The sequence below is a fragment of the Cupriavidus sp. IK-TO18 genome, assembly GCF_015549295.1.
Classification (GTDB): Bacteria; Pseudomonadota; Gammaproteobacteria; order Burkholderiales; family Burkholderiaceae; genus Cupriavidus; species Cupriavidus oxalaticus_A.
On record NZ_JADGMP010000049.1, the window covers coordinates 1 to 21,845 of the forward strand.

Here is a 21,845-nt window from a genome sequence, read left to right on the forward strand (position 1 = left end):
AACCCTTGCTGCGTCTGCCTTGCAGCGCCGCGTTGTGTTGCGAGGGGGCGAATATTAAGGGACCCGGAGGTGGCTTGGCAAGGGGTTTCTGAAAACTTCTTCGTGCCGCCATCGCCAGGCACTTAAAATCGGCTGATGCCGGATATGCCCACTTACCTGCCGTCGCGCATGCCCGCGGACGGCAAGCACTTTGCAGACGCCCTCGCGCTCGCCGCGGCGCTGTCGCGCCCGATCGTCTTCGTCGACCTCGAAACCACCGGCGCCGATGCCCAGCGGGACCGGATCACCGAGATCGGCGTCGTCGAGGTCGGCCCGGACGGAATTACCGAATGGGATACCTTGCTGGACCCCGGCATGGGGATCCCGCCGTTTATCCAGCGCATGACCGGCATCTCCGACGAGATGGTGCGTGGCCAGCCGACGTTCGAGTCACTCGCCGAGCCACTTGCCGAGCGCCTGCAGGGCCGGCTTTTCGTAGCCCATAACGCACGCTTCGATTATGGCTTCCTGAAGAACGCATTCCGCCGCGCCGGCGTTACGTTCCGTGCGGATGTGCTGTGCACGGTACGCCTGTCGCGCTCGCTGTACCCGTCGGTGGAACGCCATGGTCTCGATGCGCTGATCGCCCGCTTTGGCCTGACGCCTAAGGGGCGGCACCGCGCCCTGGCCGATGCCGAGCTGCTTTGGCAGTTCTGGCAGAAGATCCACGACACCTATTCGGTCGAGCTGGTCGAGGCCGCGGTGCGCACCCTGGTGCGTCGCGCCAGCCTGCCGGCTGGCCTGGACGAGACCGCGCTGGAAGACGTGCCCGCCGCTCCCGGTGTCTATATCTTCTACGGCGATGACGACGTCCCGCTGTATGTAGGCAAGAGCGTGCACCTGCGCCAGCGCATCGGTGCCCATTTCTCGGGCGACTACCGCTACGGCAAGGATATGCGGCTGGCGCGGCTGGTGCGCCGGGTCGAGTGGCGCGAGACCGGCGGCGAGACCGGCGCGCTGTTGCTCGAGGCCAGGCTGGTCAAGACGATGCAGCCTGTCCACAACCAGCTGCTGCGCAGCAATGCCCGGCTCTACGCATGGGAGCTGCCGCCGCAGTTGCCGGTGCCGCGCCTGCGCACCAGCCGCGACACCGATTTCTGCCGGCATCGCGATCTGTTCGGCGCCTTTGGCAGCCGCGGTGCGGCCGAGGCGCGCCTGCGTGCGCTGGCCGAAGAGCACGGCTTGTGCATGGCCACGCTGTCGCTGGAAAAGACCACGCCGCGAGGCAACCCGTGCTTCGCGCGGCAGGTACACCGCTGCGCCGGCGCCTGCGTCGGCGCCGAGCCGGGCGCCGCGCATCGCGCGCGCCTGGCCACCGCACTGGCGCCGCTGGCACTGGTGCCGTGGCCATTTGACGGTCCGGTGGCATGGCGCGAGGAGCATGCCGGACGCACGTGGTGGCATGTCGCCAACGACTGGTGCTATCTGGGCTGCTCACTCACGCTGGACGAGGCCCGCGCGCTGGCCGTTGCGCCGGCGCACTTCGACCTGGACACCTACCATATCCTCGCCCCGCGCATGGCGCAGTGGATGCCGGAAACGGTCCCGCTGCCGGTAGCGAGCCTGTTCGAGCTGACCCCGCCGGCGAAGCCGCAGGAGCAGGATGTACTGCGGCCGGTGCGTGCTGCCGCGGCGACCGCCCCACGCAGGCCAGCCCGCGCGGCCGGTCAGCAAGCCCTGGATCTGTTCGCGGACTGAACCGCGCCGCCGGCTGCCCGCTGTGTGGGCTGGCGCGCAGACCGTGCTTGTGGGCAGGCGTGCCCTTCCGTTAGTCTCGACGGACCGCCCTTGCCGCCGGGCGCGCCGATGCGGAGTCTCAATGCCTGCCAAACTGTTCCGTCCTGCCGAATCGGCCCGCGGCGCCGCGCGGGTGCGCGCGTGCCTGGCCATCCTCTGGGCCGGAGCCTTCACCGGCGCGTGTGCCAACCTGGGCGGCGGCGCCATGCAGGAAATCTTCGACTCCTGGAAGAACGTCTCGGTCGACGAGGCCAAGCGCCAGTGGGGACCGCCACAGGCGGTTCAGGCGATGCCGTCCGGCACCGCCTATGTCTGGAACGAGACCATCCCGGCAGCCCGCGCGCCAGGCAGCGGCCCCCGCGATGCCGGCATGGAACGCACGCCGGTGCCGGGCCATTGCCAGCGCAAGCTGATCGCGGGCCCGGACGGCATTGTCATCGGCGGCGAATGGAGCGGCGATGCCTGCTGCATCAGCACGCTGGTCGGCCGCTGTGCCGCACTGAAATACCGAGGGCCCGGCTGACCGGCGGCACGGCGCCTTGAAGTCCTTGAAGTACTGCATGACCAGCAGGACCGGGGCCGCCATCAGCTGCGCCTGCCCTCCCGTCGCAGAGCGGAAGCGCCATTCAGGCCGCCGGCCACGCGCCGGTGGCAGCCAGGACCGGCGAGTATTCGCGCAACTGCCAGCGCATCGGCAGCACCGACGGGCGCCGCATCACCTGCTCGACATGCAGCCGCACCAGCCGCTCCGCCCCGGCGAATGTCGCCAGCTCGGCGCCGTCCCAGATCACTTCGGCATGGCCACCGACATGGAGCAGCGCGCCTTCGGCAAAATCGGGCACCACCAGCCCGGCGCGTGGGTTCTGCAGCAAGTTGCCGACGGTATTGAAGAAGTTGTTGCCGTTGAAATCCGGGAAGGTGAGCGTGCCATTGCCGTCCACGCGGATAAAACCCGGCTTGCCGCCGCGGTGCGATACATCGACGCCGCCGGTGTGCGCGCCCTCCTCCGGCGAGGCAGCATGGCTGGTGGCAATGAACAGCGTATCGGCGGCCCGCAGCCACGCTGCCGCGGCGTCGTCCAGCACCGTGCCGTGCCATGCCGGCACGGGAGCTCCCGGTTGTGCCATGGTGCCTTCGCGCAGCTGGATATAACGCGGGCAGTTGCCGAAGCTCTGCTCGACTTCGACCGTGAACCCGCGCTGGTCGCGCGCCACGATGATGCCGTTCATCCGGTTGCGCCGGCGCGTGGACAGCTCGATGCCCAGCAAGCCAACGCTCGCACCGTGCTCCAGGGCCTGTTCCAGCGGATCGCCAGGCAGCGGCAAGGAGTCGATGCGCAAGTGCGTGGCATCGGGGCTATATGCAAACCCCGGCGCACCGGCAAGCACCGATGCCCACGGCAAGCCACCGGCATCGACTGCGCCAACCAGCAGGATCGGCAGCTGGGCATAGAAGTCGCGATGCTGTGCGGGCATTTCGCCGCGGATCACGCGCGCGCCGGCCGCAGCCATGCGCTCGCGCTTGCCGGCGCGCTCCTGCGCGGCCAGTTCCCCGGCGTGGAAAGGCAGGCCGGCATGCGGCCAGACGGGCAGTTCCATGATGGACTCCTTGGCTGATGCAGCCGGCGCTCGCGCGGCGGCGTCCGGTTATCCGGCCTCAGGCAGCCCTGCCGGGCCGGGATACGATCATCGGCACGAAGCCGGGCAGCGCCTCGATGCGGCGCAGCCACGCGTTCAGTGCGGGATACGGCGCCAGGGGCACGTTGCCTTCTTCGGCGCGGGCAATGTAGCTGTAGGCGGCGACGTCGGCGAGCGTGGCATGGCTGGCTGCCAGGAACGGCTGCTCGGCCAGCAGGGATTCCATCAGCACGAACAGGCGCTGCGCGCGGGCGATGGCGTCGTCCAGCGGCACCGGCCGGCCGAACAGCACGCCCAGGCGCGCCGCGGCGGGGCCGAAGGCGATTTCCCCGGCGGCCACCGACAGCCAGCGCTGCACGCGCGCGGCTCCGACCGGGTCGCGCGGCAGCCAGCGGCCATCGTCATAGCGCGTGGCCAGGTAGACCAGGATCGCGTTCGAATCGCCGATCACCGCGCCGTTGTCGTCCAGCACCGGCACCTGCCCGAAGGGATTGAGCCGCAGGAACGGCTCGCGATGCTGTTCGCCGCCGCGCAGGTCGACGTCGACCAGCCGGTACGGCAGTCCCAGCAGCGACAGGAACAGTTCGGCGCGATGGGCGTGGCCCGAGAGCGGCGAGCGATAAAGGACGAGCGGAACGCGGGGCTCGGCGGGATGGCTGGCGGCTTGCATGACACACTCCTCGGGGGTTGGGATACCGGGATTCTGGACGCGAAAGGCGCTGCAATAAATGGGGCGCCTGATATTTGACTACTCCAAAAATCGGAGTAATGTGTGGCGCCATGGACAAGCTTCGAGCCATGCAGACCTTCGTGCGCATCGTCGACGCGGGCAGCCTGACTGCCGCCGCGGCGACTCTGCACACTTCCCTGCCCGCGGTGGTGCGCACACTGGCCGCGCTCGAGTCCGAGCTGCAGGTGCGGCTGCTCAACCGCACCACGCGGCGGCTGTCCCTGACCGGCGAGGGGCGCAGCTACCTGGACAGCTGCCGGCGCATCCTGGCCACCATCGATGAAGTCGAGGCCGGCCTGACCGCCAGCCATGTCGAGCCCAGCGGCCAGCTCACGCTGACCGCGCCGGTGCTGTTCGGGCAGATGTATATCGCGCCGGCAGTCACGCGCTTCGTGCAGCGCTATCCGCGCGTGCGCTGCCGCATGGAATTCACCGACCGCGTGGTGAACCTGCTGGAAGAAGAACTCGACGTCGGCGTACGCATCGGCCCGCTGGCGGATTCGACCCTGGTGGCGCAGCCGGTCGGCCATATCCGGCGCGTGGTGGTGGCCACCCCCGCCTACCTGCGCAAGCATGGCACGCCGCGCCATCCCGACGACCTCGCGCGCGCCAATTGCGTGCGCTTCACCGGCAATGCCGCGCACTGGTGGACGTTCCAGGAAAACGGCAAGCCGTTCCAGGTGCAGGTGACGGGCAACCTCGAATTCAACCAGACCGCGCCGGCCGTGGCCGCTTGCGCGGAAGGCGCCGGCTTCGGCAATTTCCTGTCGTACCAGGTGGCGCAACTGGTGCAGGCGCGCAAGCTGCGCATTGTGCTGGAGACGTTCGAGCAGCCCGCCTGGCCGTTGTCGCTGATCTATCCGCATGCGCGCTTGCTGCCGGCGCGCACGCGCGCCTTTATCGACTGGATGCGCGACGACCTCGGTCCGCGCTTTCGCTGAGACAGCGTTCCCGCGGTGCGCGAGAGCAAGACCAAGACGCAGAGATGCCGATTCCATGCCCCTGGCCAGCGCTCCAACTCCGACGGGCTTCGGCGCCCGCTTGCGCCACCTCATCCGCCGACCCAGCGGCAATGCGCTGCGCGCGGCGGTGCTTGGCGTCAACGACGGCCTCGTCTGCCTGGTGATGGGGCTGGAGGGCGCGGCCGCCACGCGTGAAGCCGTGATCCTGGCAGGGCTCGCCGGCCTGACCGCGGGTGCCTGCTCGATGGCACTGGGCGAATGGCTGTCGGTCACCAACAGCCGCGAGATGAACAACAAGCGGCTGCGCGACATGGCGCAACAGATCGCGCACGATACCGCCCGCGCGCGGCAGCGGCTGGTGGCGGTGCTGTCTGGCAAAGGCATGCCTCCGGCGGATGCGGAACGTGCCGCCGACGAGATCATGCGCGATCCGCGCGCCACGCTCGATATGGTATTCGGCTCGCTCTGATGCTGCCCGCCAGGGTATCCACGACGCGGAGCAACAGGCATGCGTACCTTGCGCGCACGAGTGGCGACCCACCCGTTCGCAGCGACCGGCCACCCGACAAAAGCCTTGACGCCGCGCGGCGCGCACCGGTATTTTTCAAAAGCGAATCTGCATTCGAATACGGAAAATCCCTATGCCAGCGACGTCGTCCGGCCTTCCGGCCACCTCTTCCTTCCCCCGTATCGATACGCCCTCGATCCTGCAGCCGCCGCGGCAGCGGCGCGCGCGCGAGACCGAGCAGGCGCTGCTCGGCGCGGGCCGTGAACTGCTGGCGAAGCGCGATTTCGCCGCGGTTTCGGTGGCCCAGATCGCCGCTGCGTGCCAGGTGTCGGTGGGCGCTTTCTATGGCCGCTTCCGCGACAAGATGGCTTATTTCGAGGCATTGCGCGCGCTGGTGATGGAGGGCGCATGATGGCGGGGTACCTCGGCGTCACAGGCAACGCCCAGGCCTGAATTCGCGCGGTAGTGCAGTCTGGTAATGCAGCGCGCCCATGGCCGCTATGAATTCGGTGGTGCTTGCTTGGCGGCGGCGCACGTCCTCTCTAGAATGCGTCCACGCTGACTGCATCCACGCCCACTGATACCGCACATGGCCACGCTTTTCCTCGTCCGCCACGGACAAGCCTCGTTTGGCGCCGCCAACTACGATTGCCTGTCGGAGACAGGCCGCCAGCAGGCGCGCTGGCTGGGCGAGTATTTCAGCGAGCGCGGCTTGCGCTTCGCACGCGTGGCCGCGGGCAACCTCGTGCGGCAGCAGGACACCGCGCGCGAGATCCTGGCCGCGATGGGCCAGCCGCAAGCGGAAATTGCCACGCATACCGGCCTGAACGAATATGACGGCGAGGCGCTGTACCGCTGCCACACCGGCGGCGCCGACCATCGCGCCCACCAGAACGGCGATTACAACGACTACTGGCGCACTTTCCGCGCCGCCTACCATGCCTGGACCCAGGATGGGCTGACCGACATGACGGAAAGCTGGGCCGATTTCGGCGCGCGCATTGCCGGCGCGCTGACGCAAGCCTGCGAAGGCACCACGCGCGAAGACGCCATCCTCGTGGTCAGCTCCGGCGGCGCCATCGGCCGCGCCACGGCCGACCTGCTCGGCGCCCCCGCGGCCACTGCCATCGAAATGAACCTGCAGTTCCGCAATACAGCGTTCTGCGAAATCATCGTCGGCCGCGGCGTGCAGCGCTTGCTGAGCTTCAACAATATCCCGCACCTGGACCGGCCGGAACGCCGCAGCGCGCTGACCTTCGCCTGAAGGCCACAGGCACCACGCGCAACAATGACAAACCCGCCTGACGGCAGGTTTCTGTTTGGCGTGGAATGCGGCGGCAATCGCTCCGGCAACTGGCGCGGGCACTTTGACATGCCCGCGCCGCCGGTCCTTCTCCCTTTACTACCTTTTCTGCTGCATTCCTGCTCGGGCGCCCGACACGGACGCCAGTGCCTTACAGGCGTTCGACGATGGTCACGTTGGCCAGCCCGCCGCCTTCGCACATGGTCTGCAGGCCGTAGCGCTTGCCGTGCGTATGCAGCGCATGCACCAGCGTCGTCATCAGCTTGGCGCCCGAGCCGCCCAGCGGATGGCCCAGCGCAATCGCGCCGCCATGCACGTTGAGGCGCTCCGGATCGGCGCCCGTTGCCTGCAGCCAGGCCAGCGGCACCGGTGCGAAAGCTTCGTTGACTTCGAACAGGTCGATGTCGTTGATGCTCAGGCCGGCCTTCTTCAGCGCGTGCATGGTCGCCGGCAGCGGCGCTTCGAGCATCACCACCGGGTCGTGGCCGATTACGGTCATATGGTGCACGCGCGCCAGCGGCTTGACGCCGAGCTTCTTCAGGCCAGCCTCGTTGACCACCAGCAGGCCGGCGGCGCCGTCGCAGATCTGGCTCGACGAGGCAGCGGTCACGCGCCCGCCTTCGGCGATCAGCTTGACCGCGCCGATGCTGTCCATCGTGGCGTCATAGCGGATGCCTTCGTCCGCGGTATGCATTTCGCCGTTGGCGCCCTCGGCGGTGCGCACTTCGACCGGCACGATCTCGGCGTTGAAGCGGCCCGCCCTGGTCGCTGCCGCGGCGCGCTGGTGGCTGAGCAGCGCGTAGGCATCGAGCTGCTCGCGCGACAGGTTGTACTTGCGCGCAATCATCTCGGCGCCGGTGAACTGGCTGAACTGCACGCCGGGGTAGCGCGCCTCGACGCCCGGGCTCTTGGGCACGCCGAAGCCGTTCTTGGCCGGCAACTGCGACGACAGGCCCATCGGCACGCGTGTCATGCTTTCCACGCCGGCCGCGATCACGATGTCCATCGCGCCCGACATCACCGCCTGTGCGGCAAAGTGCAGCGCCTGCTGCGACGACCCGCACTGGCGGTCGACCGACGTGCCCGGCACGCTTTCAGGCAGCCGCGACGCGAGGATGGCGTTGCGCGCCACGTTGCCAGCCTGCTCGCCGACCTGGCTGACGCAGCCCATGATGACGTCTTCGACCAGCGCGGGATCGGCGCCGGTGCGCTCGACCAGCGCATCGAGCACCTGCGCGGCGAGGTCGGCCGGATGCCAGCCCGACAGCTTGCCGCCCTTGCGCCCGCCGGCGGTCCGTGCCGCGGCGACGATATATGCCTCTGCCATTTGATCTCCTTGTTCGGTGCCAGCCGCCCCGCGGCCGGCCGGTGCTTGATGCGGGGTGCCGGCGGCTGCCGGCAGGTTGGACCCTATTGTTGTCCCGGGCCGGCCGGCCAGCGTCGTCGGAAGCGACGAAGTTGGCCGGCCGCCTCAGGGCGATGTCAGGGCGATGTCAGGGCCAAGTCAGCGCGGTGTCAGCTGCGCGGGCCGAGCACCGCGAAGATCGCGGTGGCGCGCAGCAGGCAGCGCTCGCCGCTGACCAGCCGGCAGCTGCCGTAGCGCAGCCGCGAGCCGAGCTTGTCGAACTCCACCCGCGCCTCGACCCAGTCGCCCAGGCGCGCCGAGTCCAGGAAGTCCAGGCTCAGGTTGGCGGTGACCGCGCTCTTCTCGCGGCCGGTCTCCAGCGACATCATCATGCCGATGGCGGTATCGGCCAGCGTCGCCAGCATGCCGCCGTGCGGGATGCCGAGGTTGTTGAGATGGCTCTCGTCGATGCGCACCGCCAGCGTACGGCGTTCGCGGTTCAGGTAAAGCTGGCCGAAGTTGGCCATGTAGCCTCCCGGCTGCCGCAGCGGCACGAAGCCCTCGGGCACGGCAGAGCCACTGGAGCTTTCGGCCGCCTGCGGCATCGCCGCCTCGATTCCGGCTTCAGCCATGGCGTCAGGCGAAGTAGCGCGAGGCCGAGCCAAGTTGCTCGCGGCATTCGCGGACCATGCGTGCGAGCAACTCCTCGCAGCTCGGCACGTCGTCGATCAGGCCCACGCACTGGCCGGCGCTGATGATGCCGCCGTCGGTCTCGCCCGCTTTCAGCGCTGCCTTGCCGCGCACACCGGCAACCAGGTGCTTGACGTCTTCGAACTGCGCACCGCCGGGGCGGCGCTCGATGCTCACGACCTCATCCGACACGGCGTTCTTCAGCACCCGTGCGGTGTTGTGCAGCGTGCGGAAGATCAGGTTGGTGTCGCGCTCGCTGGCCTGCACCAGCGCCTGCTTGACGTTGTCGTGGATCGGCGCTTCCTGGGTGGCGCAGAAGCGCGTACCCATGTTCACGCCCTCGGCGCCGAGCACCAGCGCGGCGGCCATGCCGCGGCCGTCGGCGATGCCGCCCGAGGCGATCACCGGCACCGACAGCTTGCGTGCCGCCAGCGGGATCAGCACCATGCCGGGGACATCGTCCTCGCCCGGGTGGCCGGCGCACTCGAAGCCGTCGATCGACACCGCGTCGACGCCCAGGCGCTCGGCCGACTGGGCATGGCGGATCGCCACGCACTTGTGGATCACCTTCATGCCTGCGGCCTTGGCGCGCGCGATGTGTTCCCTGGGGTTGTTGCCGGCGGTCTCCAGCACCTTGACGCCGTTTTCGATGATGACGTCGAGGTAGCGCGCGTATGGCGGCGGGTTGATCGAAGGCAGCAGCGTCAGGTTCACGCCGAATGGCTTGTCGGTCATATCGCGGCAGCGGCGGATTTCCTCGCCCAGCGCCTCGGGGGTCGGCTGCGTCAGCGCGGTGAGGATGCCCAGCCCGCCGGCATTGGAGACGGCAGCGGCCATCTCCGCATAGCCGACCCATTGCATGCCGCCCTGGATGATCGGGTAGCGGATGCCAAGCAGTTCGGTGATTCGAGTCTTCATGATTGTCCTTTTTGCTGTCAGCTAGCGGGCCTTGCCGGCGTTCGGGCCAGTCTACGGCGCGCGCGTGCGCGATGCTTCGTCGGAAGCGACGATTGCGGGCGGCGCATTCTGCACTAGTGTTGGCTGCCCCCGCGCCGTTCCGGGCCCTTGCCGCCCTCCGGCCCGCGGCACCCGCCCCCTTCCCTCAGCAGGAGTCGCCATGACGCAAGCCACGCCTTCGTTCGAAACCCTGCGCTACGCCGTTGAAGACGGTGTCGCCACCATCACGCTGCATCGCCCGGACCAGCTCAACGCCTTCACCGCGCAGATGATGCAGGACCTGATCGCCGCCTTCGACGCCACCGATGCCGACGACAACGTCCGCGCGGTGATCGTCACCGGCTCGGGCCGCGCCTTCTGCGCCGGTGCCGACCTGTCCGGCGGCAGCTCGACCTTCGATTTCGAGAAGCGCTATGGCGCCAGCCCCGACACCGCGCACCGCGACGGCGGCGGCCGCGTGTCGCTGCGCATCTTCCGCAGCCTCAAGCCGGTGATTGCCGCGGTCAACGGCGCCGCGGTCGGCGTGGGCGTGACCATGCAGCTGCCGATGGACATCCGGCTGGCCTCGACCGACGCCAAGTTCGGCTTCGTGTTCGCGCGCCGCGGCATCACGCCCGAGGCCGCATCATCGTGGTTCCTGTCGCGCGTGGTCGGCGTTTCGACGGCGCTGGAATGGTGCTATACGGGGCGGGTGTTCTCGGCGCAGGAGGCGCATGAGCGCGGGCTGGTGCGCTCGCTGCACGCGCCCGAAGACCTGCTGCCGGCAGCGCGGGCGATCGCGCGGGAGATTGCGGACAACGCCGCGCCGGTCTCGGTCGCGATCTCCCGCCAGCTGATCTGGCGCATGGCCGGGGCCAGCCACCCCATGGAGGCGCACAAGCTCGACAGCCGGGCGATCCAGTCGCGCGGGCGCTCCGCCGACGTCAAGGAAGGCGTCAGCGCATTCCTGGAAAAGCGCCTGGCCGCGTTCCCCGACACCGTCTCGCACGACCTGCCGGACTTCTTCGACTGGCGCGGCGAGCCGCCGTTCGCCTGAAGCGCCTGAAGCCGGCGCCACCACGTACCCACCGGAGTCAGCATGAAAGTCAGTCAAGCCGTCGCCAGCCGCAAGTCCGTTCGCGGCTTCCTGGACAAGCCCGTGCCAGCCGACACCATCCGCCGCGTGCTCGACGCCGCGGCGCGCGCGCCGTCGGGCGGCAACCTGCAGCCGTGGCATATCCACGTGATCGGCGGCGAGGCGCTGGAGCGCTTGCGCGGCATCATGCGCGAGCGCATCGCGCACACGCCCAAGGGTGAAGACCGCGAATACAACGTCTATCCGCCCGAACTGGTTGCGCCTTATCGCGACCGGCGCTTCGAGGTGGGCGAGGCGCTCTACCACTACCTTGGCATCCCGCGTGAAGACAAGGCGCGGCGCCTCGCCCAGTTCGCCAGCAACTTCACGTTCTTCGGCGCGCCGCTGGCGCTGTTCTGCACCGTGGACCGGCGCATGGGTCCGCCGCAGTGGTCGGACCTGGGCATGTACCTGCAGACCGTGATGCTGCTGCTGCGCGAGGAAGGGCTCGACAGCTGCGCGCAGGAATGCTGGGCGATGTATCCGGAGACCATCGGCAGCTTCCTGCAGCTGCCGGCCGAGCGCATGCTGTTCACCGGCATGGCGATCGGCTTCGAGGATCCGGAGGCGCCGGCCAACCAGTTGCGCGCGGCGCGCGCACCGCTGGCGGAGTTCGCCGAGTTCATCGGCATCTGAGAACTGGCACCGCGCGCAGTTACGCACGCGGCGCCAGGATCAGAGCAGCCCCAGCTGCCGCGCGATCGCCACCGCCTGGGTGCGGTTGCTGGCGTGCAGCTTGGCGCTGATATTGCGCAGGTGCGTGCGCACCGTGGTCTCGGACACGAACAGGCGCTCGGCCATGGCGACATTGGAAAAGCCTTCCGCCAGCAACTGCAGCACCTTCTGCTCCTTGGGCGTCAGCGGCTCCACCAGCGCCGGCGGTGCGGGGCGGCCGGCCGCCCCGCCAGGCGCTTCGCCGGCTTGCTGGCCGCATGCATGCAGCAGTTTTTCCACGTAGGCGGATGGCAGGCTGGCGCCCTGGCGGGCGCAGGCGTCGGCCACCAGCCGGCGCACGTCGTCACCTTCGTCGGCGAAAATCCGCACGAAGCCCTCGGCTGCCCCGAAGCGCAACGCCTCGCCCATCACCACCAGCGCATGCGCGCCGTCGCCGCTGCGCTGGCACGCCTGTGCCAGCAGGATGCGCAGCTTGAGCGCGCGGCGCATCAGCTGGTTGCTGGTGGCGGCCGCCAGTTCGCGCTCGATCGCGTCGCGTACCTGCGCCCCCGGGCGGGCATGCACGTCCAGCCGCAGCCTGCCGACAAAAATGTCCTCGACGTCGCTGGCAAACGAGCTGACGCCCGGACGCGTGCGCCACAGCGCCGGGTCGGCGGCGCGCTCGATCGCCTCCTGCGCGGCGTGCACGTTGCCCTGGCGCAGCGCCAGCCGCGCGCGCTCCAGCATCGCCGCCATCACCAGCCGGGTCAGGCCGCGGTGGTGGCCGAGCGCCTCCAGCTGCGCCAGCCATTCATGGGCCTGGTCGGTCTCGCCACGCTCGAAGGCGATGCGGGCCAGCACGGTATGGCCGGTGATGATCTGGTCCGGCAGGCCGAGGTCGCGCGACAGCGGCAGATACACGGTAAGCAGCCGGCTGGCGCGGTCGGTATCGCCGCTCTCGTACAGCCCTTCGGCCAACAAAATGCCGGCCATGGCGTTGCCGTTGGTCGGGCCGAAGCGGTTCGGCAGCATCGTGCGCGCGGCGATGCGGAAGCGCCCGAGCGCCTGCTGCAGCCGTCCCTGGCGCAGGTCGATCAGGCCTTCGACCGATTCGGAGAAGATCTTGTTGAAGTTGCTGTCCGAGCCGCGCACGGCCTGGCGCGCGATCTGGAGCAGCCGGCGCGCCTCGGGATAGTCGCCGATGACCGCGGCCAGCCGCGCCATCGACGTACCCAGGATCGCATCCGGGAAGGCGTAGCCCATCGGCAGCGGCGGCACCTCGTTGCGGGCGAAGGCACGCGCGTCGTCGAAGCGGTCCATCATGTTGAGCAGCACGTGGCGCAGCGCGCGGATATGCGCGAGCAGGTCGCCGGCCGCGCCTTCGGTCGGGATCGCCTGCAGCAGCGCGATCGCGTCGGCCGGGCCGCGCGTGAATGACACCGCCCACGCATGCGCGATCTGCAGCTTGGGCCAGCGGGCCAGCTGTTCGGCCGGTACCGCCTCCAGCCAGCGCGTCAGCAGCCGCATGCGGCCCTGCCCCAGCAGGTCATCGACGGCGCTGTCCAGCAATTCCAGCGCATGGCCCAGCGCGCCGGCCGCGAGTGCGTGCTCGATGGCGGGCACCGGGCGGCCCTGAGACTCGTACCAGCGCGAGGCAGCCAGGTGCAATGGCGGCACGGCGTCGGGCATCGACTGCGCCAGCTGGCCGCGCAGGAAGCCGGAAAACAGGCTGTGATAGCGGTACCACTGCTCCGCTGCCGCGCCGGTGCCGCGCTCGCCGTAGCGCTCGCTCTCCAGCGGCAGCAGGAACAGGTTGGCGCGCTCCAGCCAGGCCAGGATTTCGTCGCTGCTGCCGGCGCCGCCCCCGGATGGCGGAGCGGCCTGGCAGACCGCGTCGCACAGCGGGCCGCAGAGCTGGTCGAGGATCGAGGTCCGCAACAGGAAGTCCCGCACCGCATCGGGCAGGTGCAGGAAGACGTCTTCGACCAGATAGTCGGCAATTGCCGCGTTGGAGCCGGAAAAGCCGGCAATGAACCCCTCGGGCTGGCTGCGCCGCTCCATCGCCACCGAAGCCAGCCACAATGCCGTGGCCCAGCCTTCGGTGCGCCGGTGCAGCGCGCTGATCGCGGCTGGCTGCAATTTGAGCCCACGGGCCTCGCGCAGGAAGGATTCGGTCTCGCTGGCGCTGAAGCGCAGTTGCGCGGGCTCGATCTCGAGCAGCTCGCCGCGCGCGCGCAGCCGGCCCAGGCCGCTCTCCGGCACCCAGCGCGTACCGATTACGACACGGCAGCCCGGCGGCAGGCTTTCGACCATCTGCCACACCAGGCCGCTGACGGCGGCGTTCTGGATCGATTCGAAGTCGTCGAGGAACAGCGTGAAGGCGCCGCTGTGGCTGCCCAGCCGGTCGATCAGCGCGAGCGCCTGCTCGCCGGGATCCTGCATCAGCCCGGAGCGGGGCGGCTGGGCCGCTGCGCCGAGCGCCTGCGCGATGGCGGCCTCGACCGAGCCCAGGAAGCGGGTGGCATCGTTGTCGGAGCGGTCAAGGGTGAGCCAGGCGGTGCGCCCGCCCGCGGCTTCCAGGCGCGCACGGCACTGGAGCATGGCGGTGGTCTTGCCAAAGCCCGCGGGCGCGCGCACCAGCACGAGCTTGACGAAATCCGCGGCGCACACGGCGTCGCAGATCGACGCGCGCTCGACCTGGAACGGCGTCAGCAGCGGTGGACGCAGCTTGGCGGCCAGCGCAGCGGCGCCGGTGGCGGACGGCATGCGCCGTCCGGTCTCCTCGATACTTGCCATTGGCGATTTGTCGTCTTCCGCGCCGCAGCGCCCTTGCGGCAATGCGAAGGGCAATGCGAAGCGATGCGCCCGCCCGCGCAGCAGCGCGGGCGGGCGTGACTGTGATGGAACACGGAATTATGGCGTAAACGCGCGCGGCCGCGCGCCGCCGAGGGTTCGGGGTCTCTTCAGGCGGCCTTCCGGCTGGATTAAGGGGCTCCCGGACCGCAGCGCCGCTGCGCTCGCCGGGCACAAGCCGGATGCCGGCGCCGCCTTCACACCAGCTTGTTGCCGTGGCCGGTCCAGTAGCGGTCGCGCAGCAGCCGCTTGAGCAGCTTGCCGGTCGGCAGGCGCGGCAGCTCGGACTCGAAATCGACCGAGCGCGGGCATTTGATGGTGGACAGGTTGGCGCGGCAGAACGCGATCAGCTCGGCTGCCAGTTCCGGCCCGGCCTGCGCCATGTCGGCCGGCTGCACCACAGCCTTGACCTCTTCGCCAAAATCCTCGTTAGGTACCCCGATCACCGCCACGTCAAGCACCTTGGGGTGCGTCATCAGCAGGTTCTCGGCTTCCTGCGGGTAGATGTTGACACCGCCGGAGATGATCATATTGGCCTTGCGGTCGGTCAGGAACAGGTAACCGTCGGCATCGGCATAGCCGACATCGCCGATGGTGCTCCAGTCCGGATGCCGGGGATGGCGCGATTCGGCCGTCTTGGCCGGGTCGTTGTGGTATTCGAAGGCGCGGCCTTCGGCAAAATAGATGGTGCCGGGCTCGCCGGGCGGTTGCAGTTCGCCGTCGGGGCCGCAGATGCGCAGCTTGCCGACCATGGCCCGGCCGACGGTGCCCTTGCGCTGCAGCCATTCCTGGGTGCTGACCACGGTCACGCCGTTGCCTTCGGTGCCGGCGTAATACTCCCAGATCACCGGCCCCCACCACGCGATCATCGCCTCCTTGACCTGCACCGGGCATGGCGCCGCGGCATGGATCGCCACGCGCAGCGACGACACGTCATAGGCCCGGCGCTGTGCCTCGGGCAGTTTGAGCATCCGCGAGAACATCGTCGGCACCAGCTGCGTATGCGTGATGCGGTGCTGCTGCACCAGTTGCAGGTATTTCTCCGCGTCGAAATGCTCCATCACCGCCGCGGTGCCCCCCAGCGCTTGCACCGACATGTTGTAGCGCAGCGGCGCGGCATGGTATAGCGGCGCCGGCGACAGGTAACGGGTCTCGGCATCGAAGCCATAGAGCCGCTGGCACAGGCTGGTCAACGTGGTGGCATCCTCGATGCGCGGGCTGCCCGGCGGCGCGAATACGCCTTTGGGCCGGCCCGTGGTGCCCGACGAATAGAGCATGTCGCCGCCAGTCACCTCGTCCGCGACGCGCGTCGTCGGGCAGCTTGCCAGGGCCGGTTCATAGGCGTCGTAGCCGGGCACCGTGCCGTCCAGCATCAGCCGGCGCTTCAGCGCCGGCGTCTGCGCCACCAGCGCGGCCGCGATCTCCGCCTGGGCGTGCGTGGTCACCAGCACCTGCGCGGCGCTGTCGTTGACGATGTAGGCGGCATCGGCCGCGTTCAGCTTGGTGCTCAGGCAGATATAGACGATGCCGCTGCGTTGCGCGCCCCAGCATAGCTCGAACATGCGCGGATGGTTCTCCAGCATGAACGCCACACGGTCGCCAGGGCGCAGGCCCAGCGTGCGGAACAGGTGCGCCACCTGGTTCGAGCGCTCGTCCAGCTCGCGGTACGTGACGACTGCGCCGCTGCTGCCCATGATGACGGCCGGCTTCTCCGGCGTGCGCTGCGCGTGGATGGACGGATGCATGGCGTTGGGCTCCTCGACAGGGGTTCGCTGGATTGGGATGGTGATCCCGCATTCTGTGAACGACCCGCCGGTTCAACCATCGTCGGAAGCGACGAAGCGTGGCGCCGGCATTTTGATGCGGCGCCGCATGAAACGAGCAAGTGCGGGCGTTGAGCGGCGCCTGCGCACCTTCGTCCGATGCGACGATGCGCCGCCCGTCGGCGTGCCCGGATCATGCTGACGCAAACTATCGCAGCCACGCCATCCCCCATTCCCGAAGGAGCCGAGGTGGATTTCAAGTTCAGCGAAGAACAATCGATGCTGCGCGACACGCTCGCGCGTTACCTGGCCGACCACTACGCTTTTGAAGCGCGCCGCGCCGCGGTCCAGTCCGCAACGGGCTGGCGGCCCGATTGCTGGCGTGCGTTCGCGCGCGACCTCGGCATCCTGGGCGCGGGCTTTGCCGAGTCGGTCGGCGGGCTGGGCGGCGGCGCTGCCGAGCACATGATCGTGATGGAACAGTTCGGCCGCCACCTGGTGCTCGAACCTTATCTCGGCACCGTGGTGCTGGCTGGCGGCGCGCTGGCGCAAGGCAGCCCGGAACTGGCGGCGCAGTGGCTGCCCGCCATCATCGGTGGCGAGGTCACCGCGGCCTGGGCGCATGCCGAGCCCGCCAGCCGCTATTGCCGGCATGACGTGCAAGCCAGCGCCACGCGCGCTGGCGACGGCTACAAGCTGAGCGGACACAAGCACGCCGTGGTGGGCGCGCCTTCCGCGTCGCACCTGGTGGTCAGCGCCCGCACCGCTGGGGCGCGCCGCGACCGCGAGGGCATCAGCCTGTTCTGGATCGCACGCGACACGCCCGGCGTGACCCTGCGCGAATATCCCACCTTCGACGGCATGCGCGCGGCCGAGGTGCTGCTCGATAACGTACAGGTGCCGGCCAGCCAGCGCATCGGCGCAGAAGGCGAGGCCTTAGCGCTGATCGAGCGGCTGTGCGACCACGCCCTGGTCGCGCTGGCCGCGGAAGCCAACGGCGCGATGGCGCGCATGCTGGCCGACACCATCGACTACGCACGCCAGCGCAAGCAGTTCGGCGTGCCGATCGGCACGTTCCAGGTGCTGCAGCACCGCATGGCCGACATGTATATGCAGCTGGAGCAATCCGTGGCACTGACGCAGGTCGCGGCGATGCAGGCCGACGGCGCGCAGGCGGACTTTGCGCAGGCGGCGTGCGCGGCCAAGGTCCAGGCCGGCCAGGCCGGGGCCTTCGTCGGCCAGGGCGCCGTGCAGATCCACGGCGGCATGGGGGTCACGGAGGAGCTGGCGGTGGGCCACTATTTCAAGCGCGTCACGGCGATCGACCTGCAGTTCGGCTCGGCCGAGCACCACCTGCGCCGCTACGCCGACCTGCTCTATCCCGTCGCGGCCTGAACCGCCAACCCCTGACGACTACCCCAGCGAGGCCCGTCGATGCATCTCGATTTTTCCCCGCAAGACCAGCAATTCCGTGAAGACGTGCGCGCCTGGATCACCGAGGCGTATGACGACGAACTGCGCGCGATGATGGCGCAGTCCAAGAACGGCTATCTCGACAAGGCCGGCCAGGTGCGCTGGCAAAAGGCACTGCATGCGCGCGGCTGGGCCGCGCCCAACTGGCCGCAGGAATATGGCGGCCCGGGCTGGACGCCGACGCAGCGCTTTATCTTCCAGTCCGAGCTGGCCACGGCCGGCTGCCCGCCGGTATCGCCGATGGGGCTGAAGATGGTGGCGCCGGTGCTCATGAAATACGGCACGCCGGCGCAAAAGGCGCGCTTCCTGCCGCCGATCCTGGCATCGGACGTGTGGTGGTGCCAGGGTTATTCAGAGCCCAATTCCGGCTCTGACCTCGCGTCCTTGCAGCTGCGCGCCGATCCCGGCACCGACAGCGACGGCGAGCACTACATCCTCAACGGCTCCAAGATCTGGACGACGCATGCGCAGTGGGCCGACTGGATGTTCTGCCTGGTCCGCACCAGCCGCGAGTCGAAGCGGCAGGAAGGGATCTCGTTCCTGCTGCTCGACATGCATACCCCCGGCATCACGGTGTCACCTCTGCCGACGCTGGACGGCCCGGTGGCCGGGCAACAGGAAGTGAACCAGGTCTTCTTCGAGAACGTGCGCGTACCGGCGGAGAATCGCATCGGCGACGAAGGCAAGGGCTGGACCTATGCCAAGTACCTGCTGGAGTTCGAACGCGGCGGCACCTACAGCCCGATGCTGCGCAAGCAACTGGCCAAGGTGGCGCAGATCGCCGCCGAGCAGACCGCCGACGATGGCGGGCGGCTGCTCGACGACCCCTCCTTCCGGCGCAAGCTGGCCACGCTGCACGTGCGCACCGCCGCGCTGGAGGCGGTCGAACTGCGCGTGTTTTCGGGCGTGGAATCGGGCACGTCGATCGGGGCCGCGTCGAGCATGCTGAAGCTCACCGGCACGGAGACGTTGCAGGCCGTCAGCGAGCTGGCGGTCGAGGCCGCCGGTCCCGCGGCATTGCCGTTCGTGCAGGACACCTGGGCCGGAATCCAGGGCCGCGAGGCCGCGCTGCGCGTGGGGCCGGACTATGCGGCCGTGCTGGCGCCGCGCTACTTCAACTACCGCAAGGCGTCGATCTACGGCGGATCAAACGAGATCCAGCGCAATATCATCGCCAAGCTAGTGCTGGGGCTTTGACGTGGCGTGCCGGCAGGTTGGTCCTGCCGGCTGGGCCTCAGACAAATTCCTTCAGGAACGCCAGCCTGGCGTCAGCCGATACCTGGGCGTGAACTGCCGCCTGCAGCGTCTGCGACGGCAGCCAGGGATACGGCAAGGCAGCCTGCAAGGCCGCCAGCATGGCCGCGCCGGCATCCGGCACCACGTCCATCCGCGCGATATGGATGTGCAGGCTGCCGATGCGGTACGTCCCATCTTGCTGCCGCGCAAAGCCCCAGCGGTAGACGCCCTTCCCCGCGCGCAAGGTATGCGCCGCCTTCTCGCGCATCAGCACCAGCCACGGCACCGTCAGCGTGGCTCCCGCCTCCGCCAGCGACAGGTCGCCGACGTAGTAGGTCCGGCAGCGGTCGAAGGTCTGCGCGAAGTCAGTCACCAGCGTCGCCGCGATCGCCGCGGCGCCTTCGGTCTTTGCCGGGAAGCTGATGGTGTCGGTGTCGATCGAGAAGGTCAGCGTCGCATCTTGCGCGAACGCCTCGTGGATCAGCGCGGGACGGTTGTTGTCCTTGGCCTCGACATAGCTGGCCAGCAGCGCTTGCGCTTCGGGTAGGGAGATCGGGTTCATACAGGCAACGCGTTGGCGTAAAAAGTGAGGCCGGGCAGCACGGCAGGCCGCGCGGCGAGTTTGGTAGAATTTGGCACAAAGCTTGCATTACAAGCTAATTGAACAATCCGCCGATGGCTACGACTCCTGCAAACAAGACCCTGACAATCACGCATCCGGCTTGCCTGATCGATGGCTCGGACCGCGAGTTCCGGCACCTCGTCAATGGCCTGCTGCCGTTTGCCGCGCGGCTGCTGTCGGTGCGGGACGGCTTTGGCAACCTGGTCGGGCTGACCGGCGTGCAATATTCGCTGATCCGCTCGATCGCCCACCTGTCGCAGCAGGGCGAGGTGACGGTGAACCAGCTGGCCGACCACCTGCACCTGAGCGGGCCGTTCATCACCATCGAGACCGGCAAGCTGAAGAAGCTCGGCCTGATCGACAAGAAGGCGCACCCCGACGACAAGCGCAAGATGCGCCTGACCATCACCACGGCGGGCAACAAGCTGCTCAATGAACTGCTGCCGGTGCAGCAGCAGATCAATGACGTGCTGTTCGACGGCGTCACGCGCACCGAATTCAAGGTGCTGTGCTCGGTGGTCGATCGCCTTGTCGCCAACGGCGACCGTGCCGCGCTCGACCTTGAGCACCTGCAGGCGCGCCGCCTGAAAGGCTAGGGACATGCCCCTGTCAATGCGCGGCCCATTGCACCGTGCCGACATCGATGCCCTCCTGATGCATCTCCCATAGCGGGCTGAGCTCGCGCAGCTTCGACACCGTGGCGCTGACCTGGCGGATGACTTCGTCGACTTCGGCCCCGGTGGTGTAGCGGCCCAGCGTGAAGCGGATCGAGCTGTGCGCCAGCTCGTCGCTGCGGCCCAGCGCACGCAGCACGAACGACGGTTCCAGCGAGGCCGAGGTACAGGCCGATCCCGAAGACACCGCCACGTCCTTGATGCCCATGATCAGCGACTCGCCTTCGACGTAGTTGAAGCTGATATTCAGGTTGTGCGGGATGCGGTGTTCCAGGCTGCCGTTGACGTAGACCTCGTCCAGCCGCGACAGGCCCGCCAGCAGCCGGTCGCGCAGCGCACCGACACGGCGTCCTTCCTCTTCCAGTTCCAGCCGCGCCAGCCGGAACGCCTCGCCCATGCCCACGATCTGGTGCGTCGGCAAGGTACCGGAACGCATGCCGCGCTCATGGCCGCCGCCGTGGATCTGCGCCTCCAGCCGGATGCGCGGCTTGCGGCGCACGTACAGCGCGCCGATGCCCTTGGGCCCGTAGACCTTGTGCGCGGTCACGGTCAGCAGGTCGATCTTCAGCGCCGCCAGGTCGATGGGGATCTTGCCGGCGGCCTGCACCGCATCGCAGTGGAACACGATGCCAGCAGCGCGGCAGATCTCGCCGATCCGCGCGACCGGCTGGATCACGCCGATCTCGTTGTTGACCATCATCACCGACACCAGGATGGTGTCCGGCCGCAGCGCCGCGCTCAGCACATCGAGATCGACCAGGCCGTCCGTTCCCACATCGAGATACGTCACCTCGAAGCCTTGCCGCTCCAGTTCGCGGCAGGTATCGAGCACGGCCTTGTGCTCGGTCTTGACCGTGACGATGTGATTGCCCTTGCCGCGGTAGAAATGCGCCGCGCCCTTGATCGCGAGGTTGTTGCCTTCGGTGGCGCCGGAGGTCCAGACGATCTCGCGCGGGTCGGCATTGAGCAGCGCCGCGACGTGCGCGCGCGCGGTTTCCACCGCCGCTTCCGACTGCCAGCCATAGCTGTGGCTGCGCGATGCCGGGTTGCCGAACTGCTGGTGAAGGAACGGCACCATCTTGTCGACGACGCGGAGGTCCACCGGCGTCGTCGCGCTGTAGTCCATGTAGATGGGAAGGTTGTCTTGCTGGTTTTGCATGGGGCGCATTCCTGGCTGCGGAGGGAGTACGACCGGGGGAGAAAGTGAAACCGCGCGAACCGCGCGAACCCGCTGGTCAGGGAAAGTGCGGCCGAGTCTAGCACCGGGCCGCGCGCCCGGGGGCGGGCCGCCATGCTGCCGATAGGGTTGCTCCGTGCTGTCGCACGCGCCATCCGCAACGCCCCAACCCCCAATTCCACTTCCCGAAAACCTTTGTGCCACAAGGCTTTCCGGCATTCACGCGGCGGCGCAGCGTGCGCGCCAGGCTCCTCGCCTAGGGTTTCCACCAACTTGAATACCGCAGTTTGTTAGCATTCAATGAAACCTAAGTTACAAAGCTAATTAAGAAAACAAACCGCGGCAGCCACAGCGGTTGCCCAAACATGCGT

The 21,845-nt window shown here is 68.5% G+C and carries 19 protein-coding genes and 1 pseudogene; 11 read left to right on the top strand and 9 right to left on the bottom strand.

What is annotated here, in order from left to right; genetic code table 11:
* Positions 1-135 precede the first annotated feature (135 nt).
* The gene (locus IPF36_RS31950) at positions 136-1,737 is read left to right on the top strand and encodes a 3'-5' exonuclease family protein (protein ID WP_195432052.1); all 1,602 of its coding nucleotides are present in this window, start codon (positions 136-138) and stop codon (positions 1,735-1,737) included.
* Positions 1,738-1,858: 121 nt separating this feature from the next.
* Complete coding sequence (locus IPF36_RS31955; RefSeq protein WP_133098425.1) at positions 1,859-2,299, top strand: hypothetical protein; 441 nt, start codon at positions 1,859-1,861, stop codon at positions 2,297-2,299.
* 103 nt (positions 2,300-2,402) lie between these two features.
* On the opposite strand, the gene IPF36_RS31960 is transcribed toward IPF36_RS31955, so the two are convergent.
* A complete protein-coding gene (locus IPF36_RS31960) occupies positions 2,403-3,374 on the bottom strand; it encodes a pyridoxamine 5'-phosphate oxidase family protein (RefSeq protein ID WP_135703679.1) in 972 nt (323 codons plus the stop codon).
* A gap of 58 nt (positions 3,375-3,432) precedes the next feature.
* Positions 3,433-4,083 (bottom strand): glutathione S-transferase family protein, encoded by a 651-nt coding sequence (locus tag IPF36_RS31965; protein ID WP_133098423.1) that lies wholly within the window; start codon positions 4,081-4,083, stop codon positions 3,433-3,435.
* A gap of 98 nt (positions 4,084-4,181) precedes the next feature.
* Between IPF36_RS31965 and IPF36_RS31970 the strand changes: the two genes are divergently transcribed.
* From IPF36_RS31970 to IPF36_RS31985, 4 genes and pseudogenes are all read left to right on the top strand, one after another.
* The gene (locus tag IPF36_RS31970) at positions 4,182-5,084 is read left to right on the top strand and encodes a LysR family transcriptional regulator (RefSeq protein WP_084402443.1); all 903 of its coding nucleotides are present in this window, start codon (positions 4,182-4,184) and stop codon (positions 5,082-5,084) included.
* Between the two features lie 100 nt (positions 5,085-5,184).
* On the top strand, positions 5,185-5,574 hold the full coding sequence (locus IPF36_RS31975) for a VIT1/CCC1 transporter family protein (protein ID WP_255519971.1): 390 nt from the start codon (positions 5,185-5,187) through the stop codon (positions 5,572-5,574).
* Positions 5,575-5,746: 172 nt separating this feature from the next.
* Positions 5,747-6,016 (top strand): annotated as a pseudogene (locus tag IPF36_RS31980) (TetR/AcrR family transcriptional regulator); the annotation flags it as partial.
* A 186-nt stretch (positions 6,017-6,202) separates the two neighbouring features.
* Positions 6,203-6,877, top strand: coding sequence for a histidine phosphatase family protein (locus IPF36_RS31985; protein ID WP_135703678.1), 675 nt, complete (start codon positions 6,203-6,205; stop codon positions 6,875-6,877).
* Positions 6,878-7,067: 190 nt separating this feature from the next.
* Here the strand turns inward: IPF36_RS31985 and IPF36_RS31990 are convergent, their stop codons facing one another.
* From IPF36_RS31990 to IPF36_RS32000, 3 genes are all read right to left on the bottom strand, one after another.
* A complete protein-coding gene (locus IPF36_RS31990; RefSeq protein WP_135703677.1) occupies positions 7,068-8,243 on the bottom strand; it encodes an acetyl-CoA C-acetyltransferase in 1,176 nt (391 codons plus the stop codon).
* Positions 8,244-8,431: 188 nt separating this feature from the next.
* Entirely contained in the window at positions 8,432-8,893 is a 462-nt protein-coding gene (locus IPF36_RS31995; RefSeq protein ID WP_133098417.1) for a PaaI family thioesterase, read from the bottom strand.
* Positions 8,894-8,897: 4 nt separating this feature from the next.
* The gene (locus tag IPF36_RS32000) at positions 8,898-9,872 is read right to left on the bottom strand and encodes an NAD(P)H-dependent flavin oxidoreductase (RefSeq protein ID WP_368671211.1); all 975 of its coding nucleotides are present in this window, start codon (positions 9,870-9,872) and stop codon (positions 8,898-8,900) included.
* Positions 9,873-10,068: 196 nt separating this feature from the next.
* Between IPF36_RS32000 and IPF36_RS32005 the strand changes: the two genes are divergently transcribed.
* Positions 10,069-10,944 carry a crotonase/enoyl-CoA hydratase family protein gene (locus tag IPF36_RS32005; RefSeq protein WP_133098415.1) on the top strand — a complete coding sequence of 292 codons (876 nt, stop codon included), beginning with the start codon at positions 10,069-10,071 and terminating at the stop codon, positions 10,942-10,944.
* 42 nt (positions 10,945-10,986) lie between these two features.
* Positions 10,987-11,658 carry a nitroreductase gene (locus tag IPF36_RS32010; protein ID WP_133098414.1) on the top strand — a complete coding sequence of 224 codons (672 nt, stop codon included), beginning with the start codon at positions 10,987-10,989 and terminating at the stop codon, positions 11,656-11,658.
* Between the two features lie 39 nt (positions 11,659-11,697).
* Here the strand turns inward: IPF36_RS32010 and IPF36_RS32015 are convergent, their stop codons facing one another.
* Positions 11,698-14,472: a LuxR C-terminal-related transcriptional regulator gene (locus tag IPF36_RS32015; RefSeq protein WP_195432056.1), complete on the bottom strand. Its 2,775-nt coding sequence runs from the start codon at positions 14,470-14,472 to the stop codon at positions 11,698-11,700.
* Positions 14,473-14,726: 254 nt separating this feature from the next.
* Positions 14,727-16,274: an AMP-binding protein gene (locus tag IPF36_RS32020; protein ID WP_195432057.1), complete on the bottom strand. Its 1,548-nt coding sequence runs from the start codon at positions 16,272-16,274 to the stop codon at positions 14,727-14,729.
* Positions 16,275-16,541: 267 nt separating this feature from the next.
* On the opposite strand from IPF36_RS32020, the gene IPF36_RS32025 reads away from it, so the two are divergent.
* Positions 16,542-17,687 carry an acyl-CoA dehydrogenase family protein gene (locus IPF36_RS32025; protein WP_135704014.1) on the top strand — a complete coding sequence of 382 codons (1,146 nt, stop codon included), beginning with the start codon at positions 16,542-16,544 and terminating at the stop codon, positions 17,685-17,687.
* Positions 17,688-17,726: 39 nt separating this feature from the next.
* On the top strand, positions 17,727-18,962 hold the full coding sequence (locus IPF36_RS32030; protein WP_135703673.1) for an acyl-CoA dehydrogenase family protein: 1,236 nt from the start codon (positions 17,727-17,729) through the stop codon (positions 18,960-18,962).
* A gap of 37 nt (positions 18,963-18,999) precedes the next feature.
* Here IPF36_RS32030 and IPF36_RS32035 read toward each other — a convergent pair whose 3' ends face one another.
* Positions 19,000-19,563, bottom strand: coding sequence for a nuclear transport factor 2 family protein (locus tag IPF36_RS32035; RefSeq protein WP_135703672.1), 564 nt, complete (start codon positions 19,561-19,563; stop codon positions 19,000-19,002).
* Between the two features lie 113 nt (positions 19,564-19,676).
* Here IPF36_RS32035 and IPF36_RS32040 point away from each other — a divergent pair, with 113 nt between their 5' ends.
* On the top strand, positions 19,677-20,219 hold the full coding sequence (locus IPF36_RS32040; RefSeq protein WP_133098409.1) for a MarR family winged helix-turn-helix transcriptional regulator: 543 nt from the start codon (positions 19,677-19,679) through the stop codon (positions 20,217-20,219).
* Between the two features lie 13 nt (positions 20,220-20,232).
* On the opposite strand, the gene IPF36_RS32045 is transcribed toward IPF36_RS32040, so the two are convergent.
* Complete coding sequence (locus IPF36_RS32045) at positions 20,233-21,456, bottom strand: IscS subfamily cysteine desulfurase (RefSeq protein ID WP_195432058.1); 1,224 nt, start codon at positions 21,454-21,456, stop codon at positions 20,233-20,235.
* Between the last annotated feature and the right edge of the window lie 389 nt (positions 21,457-21,845).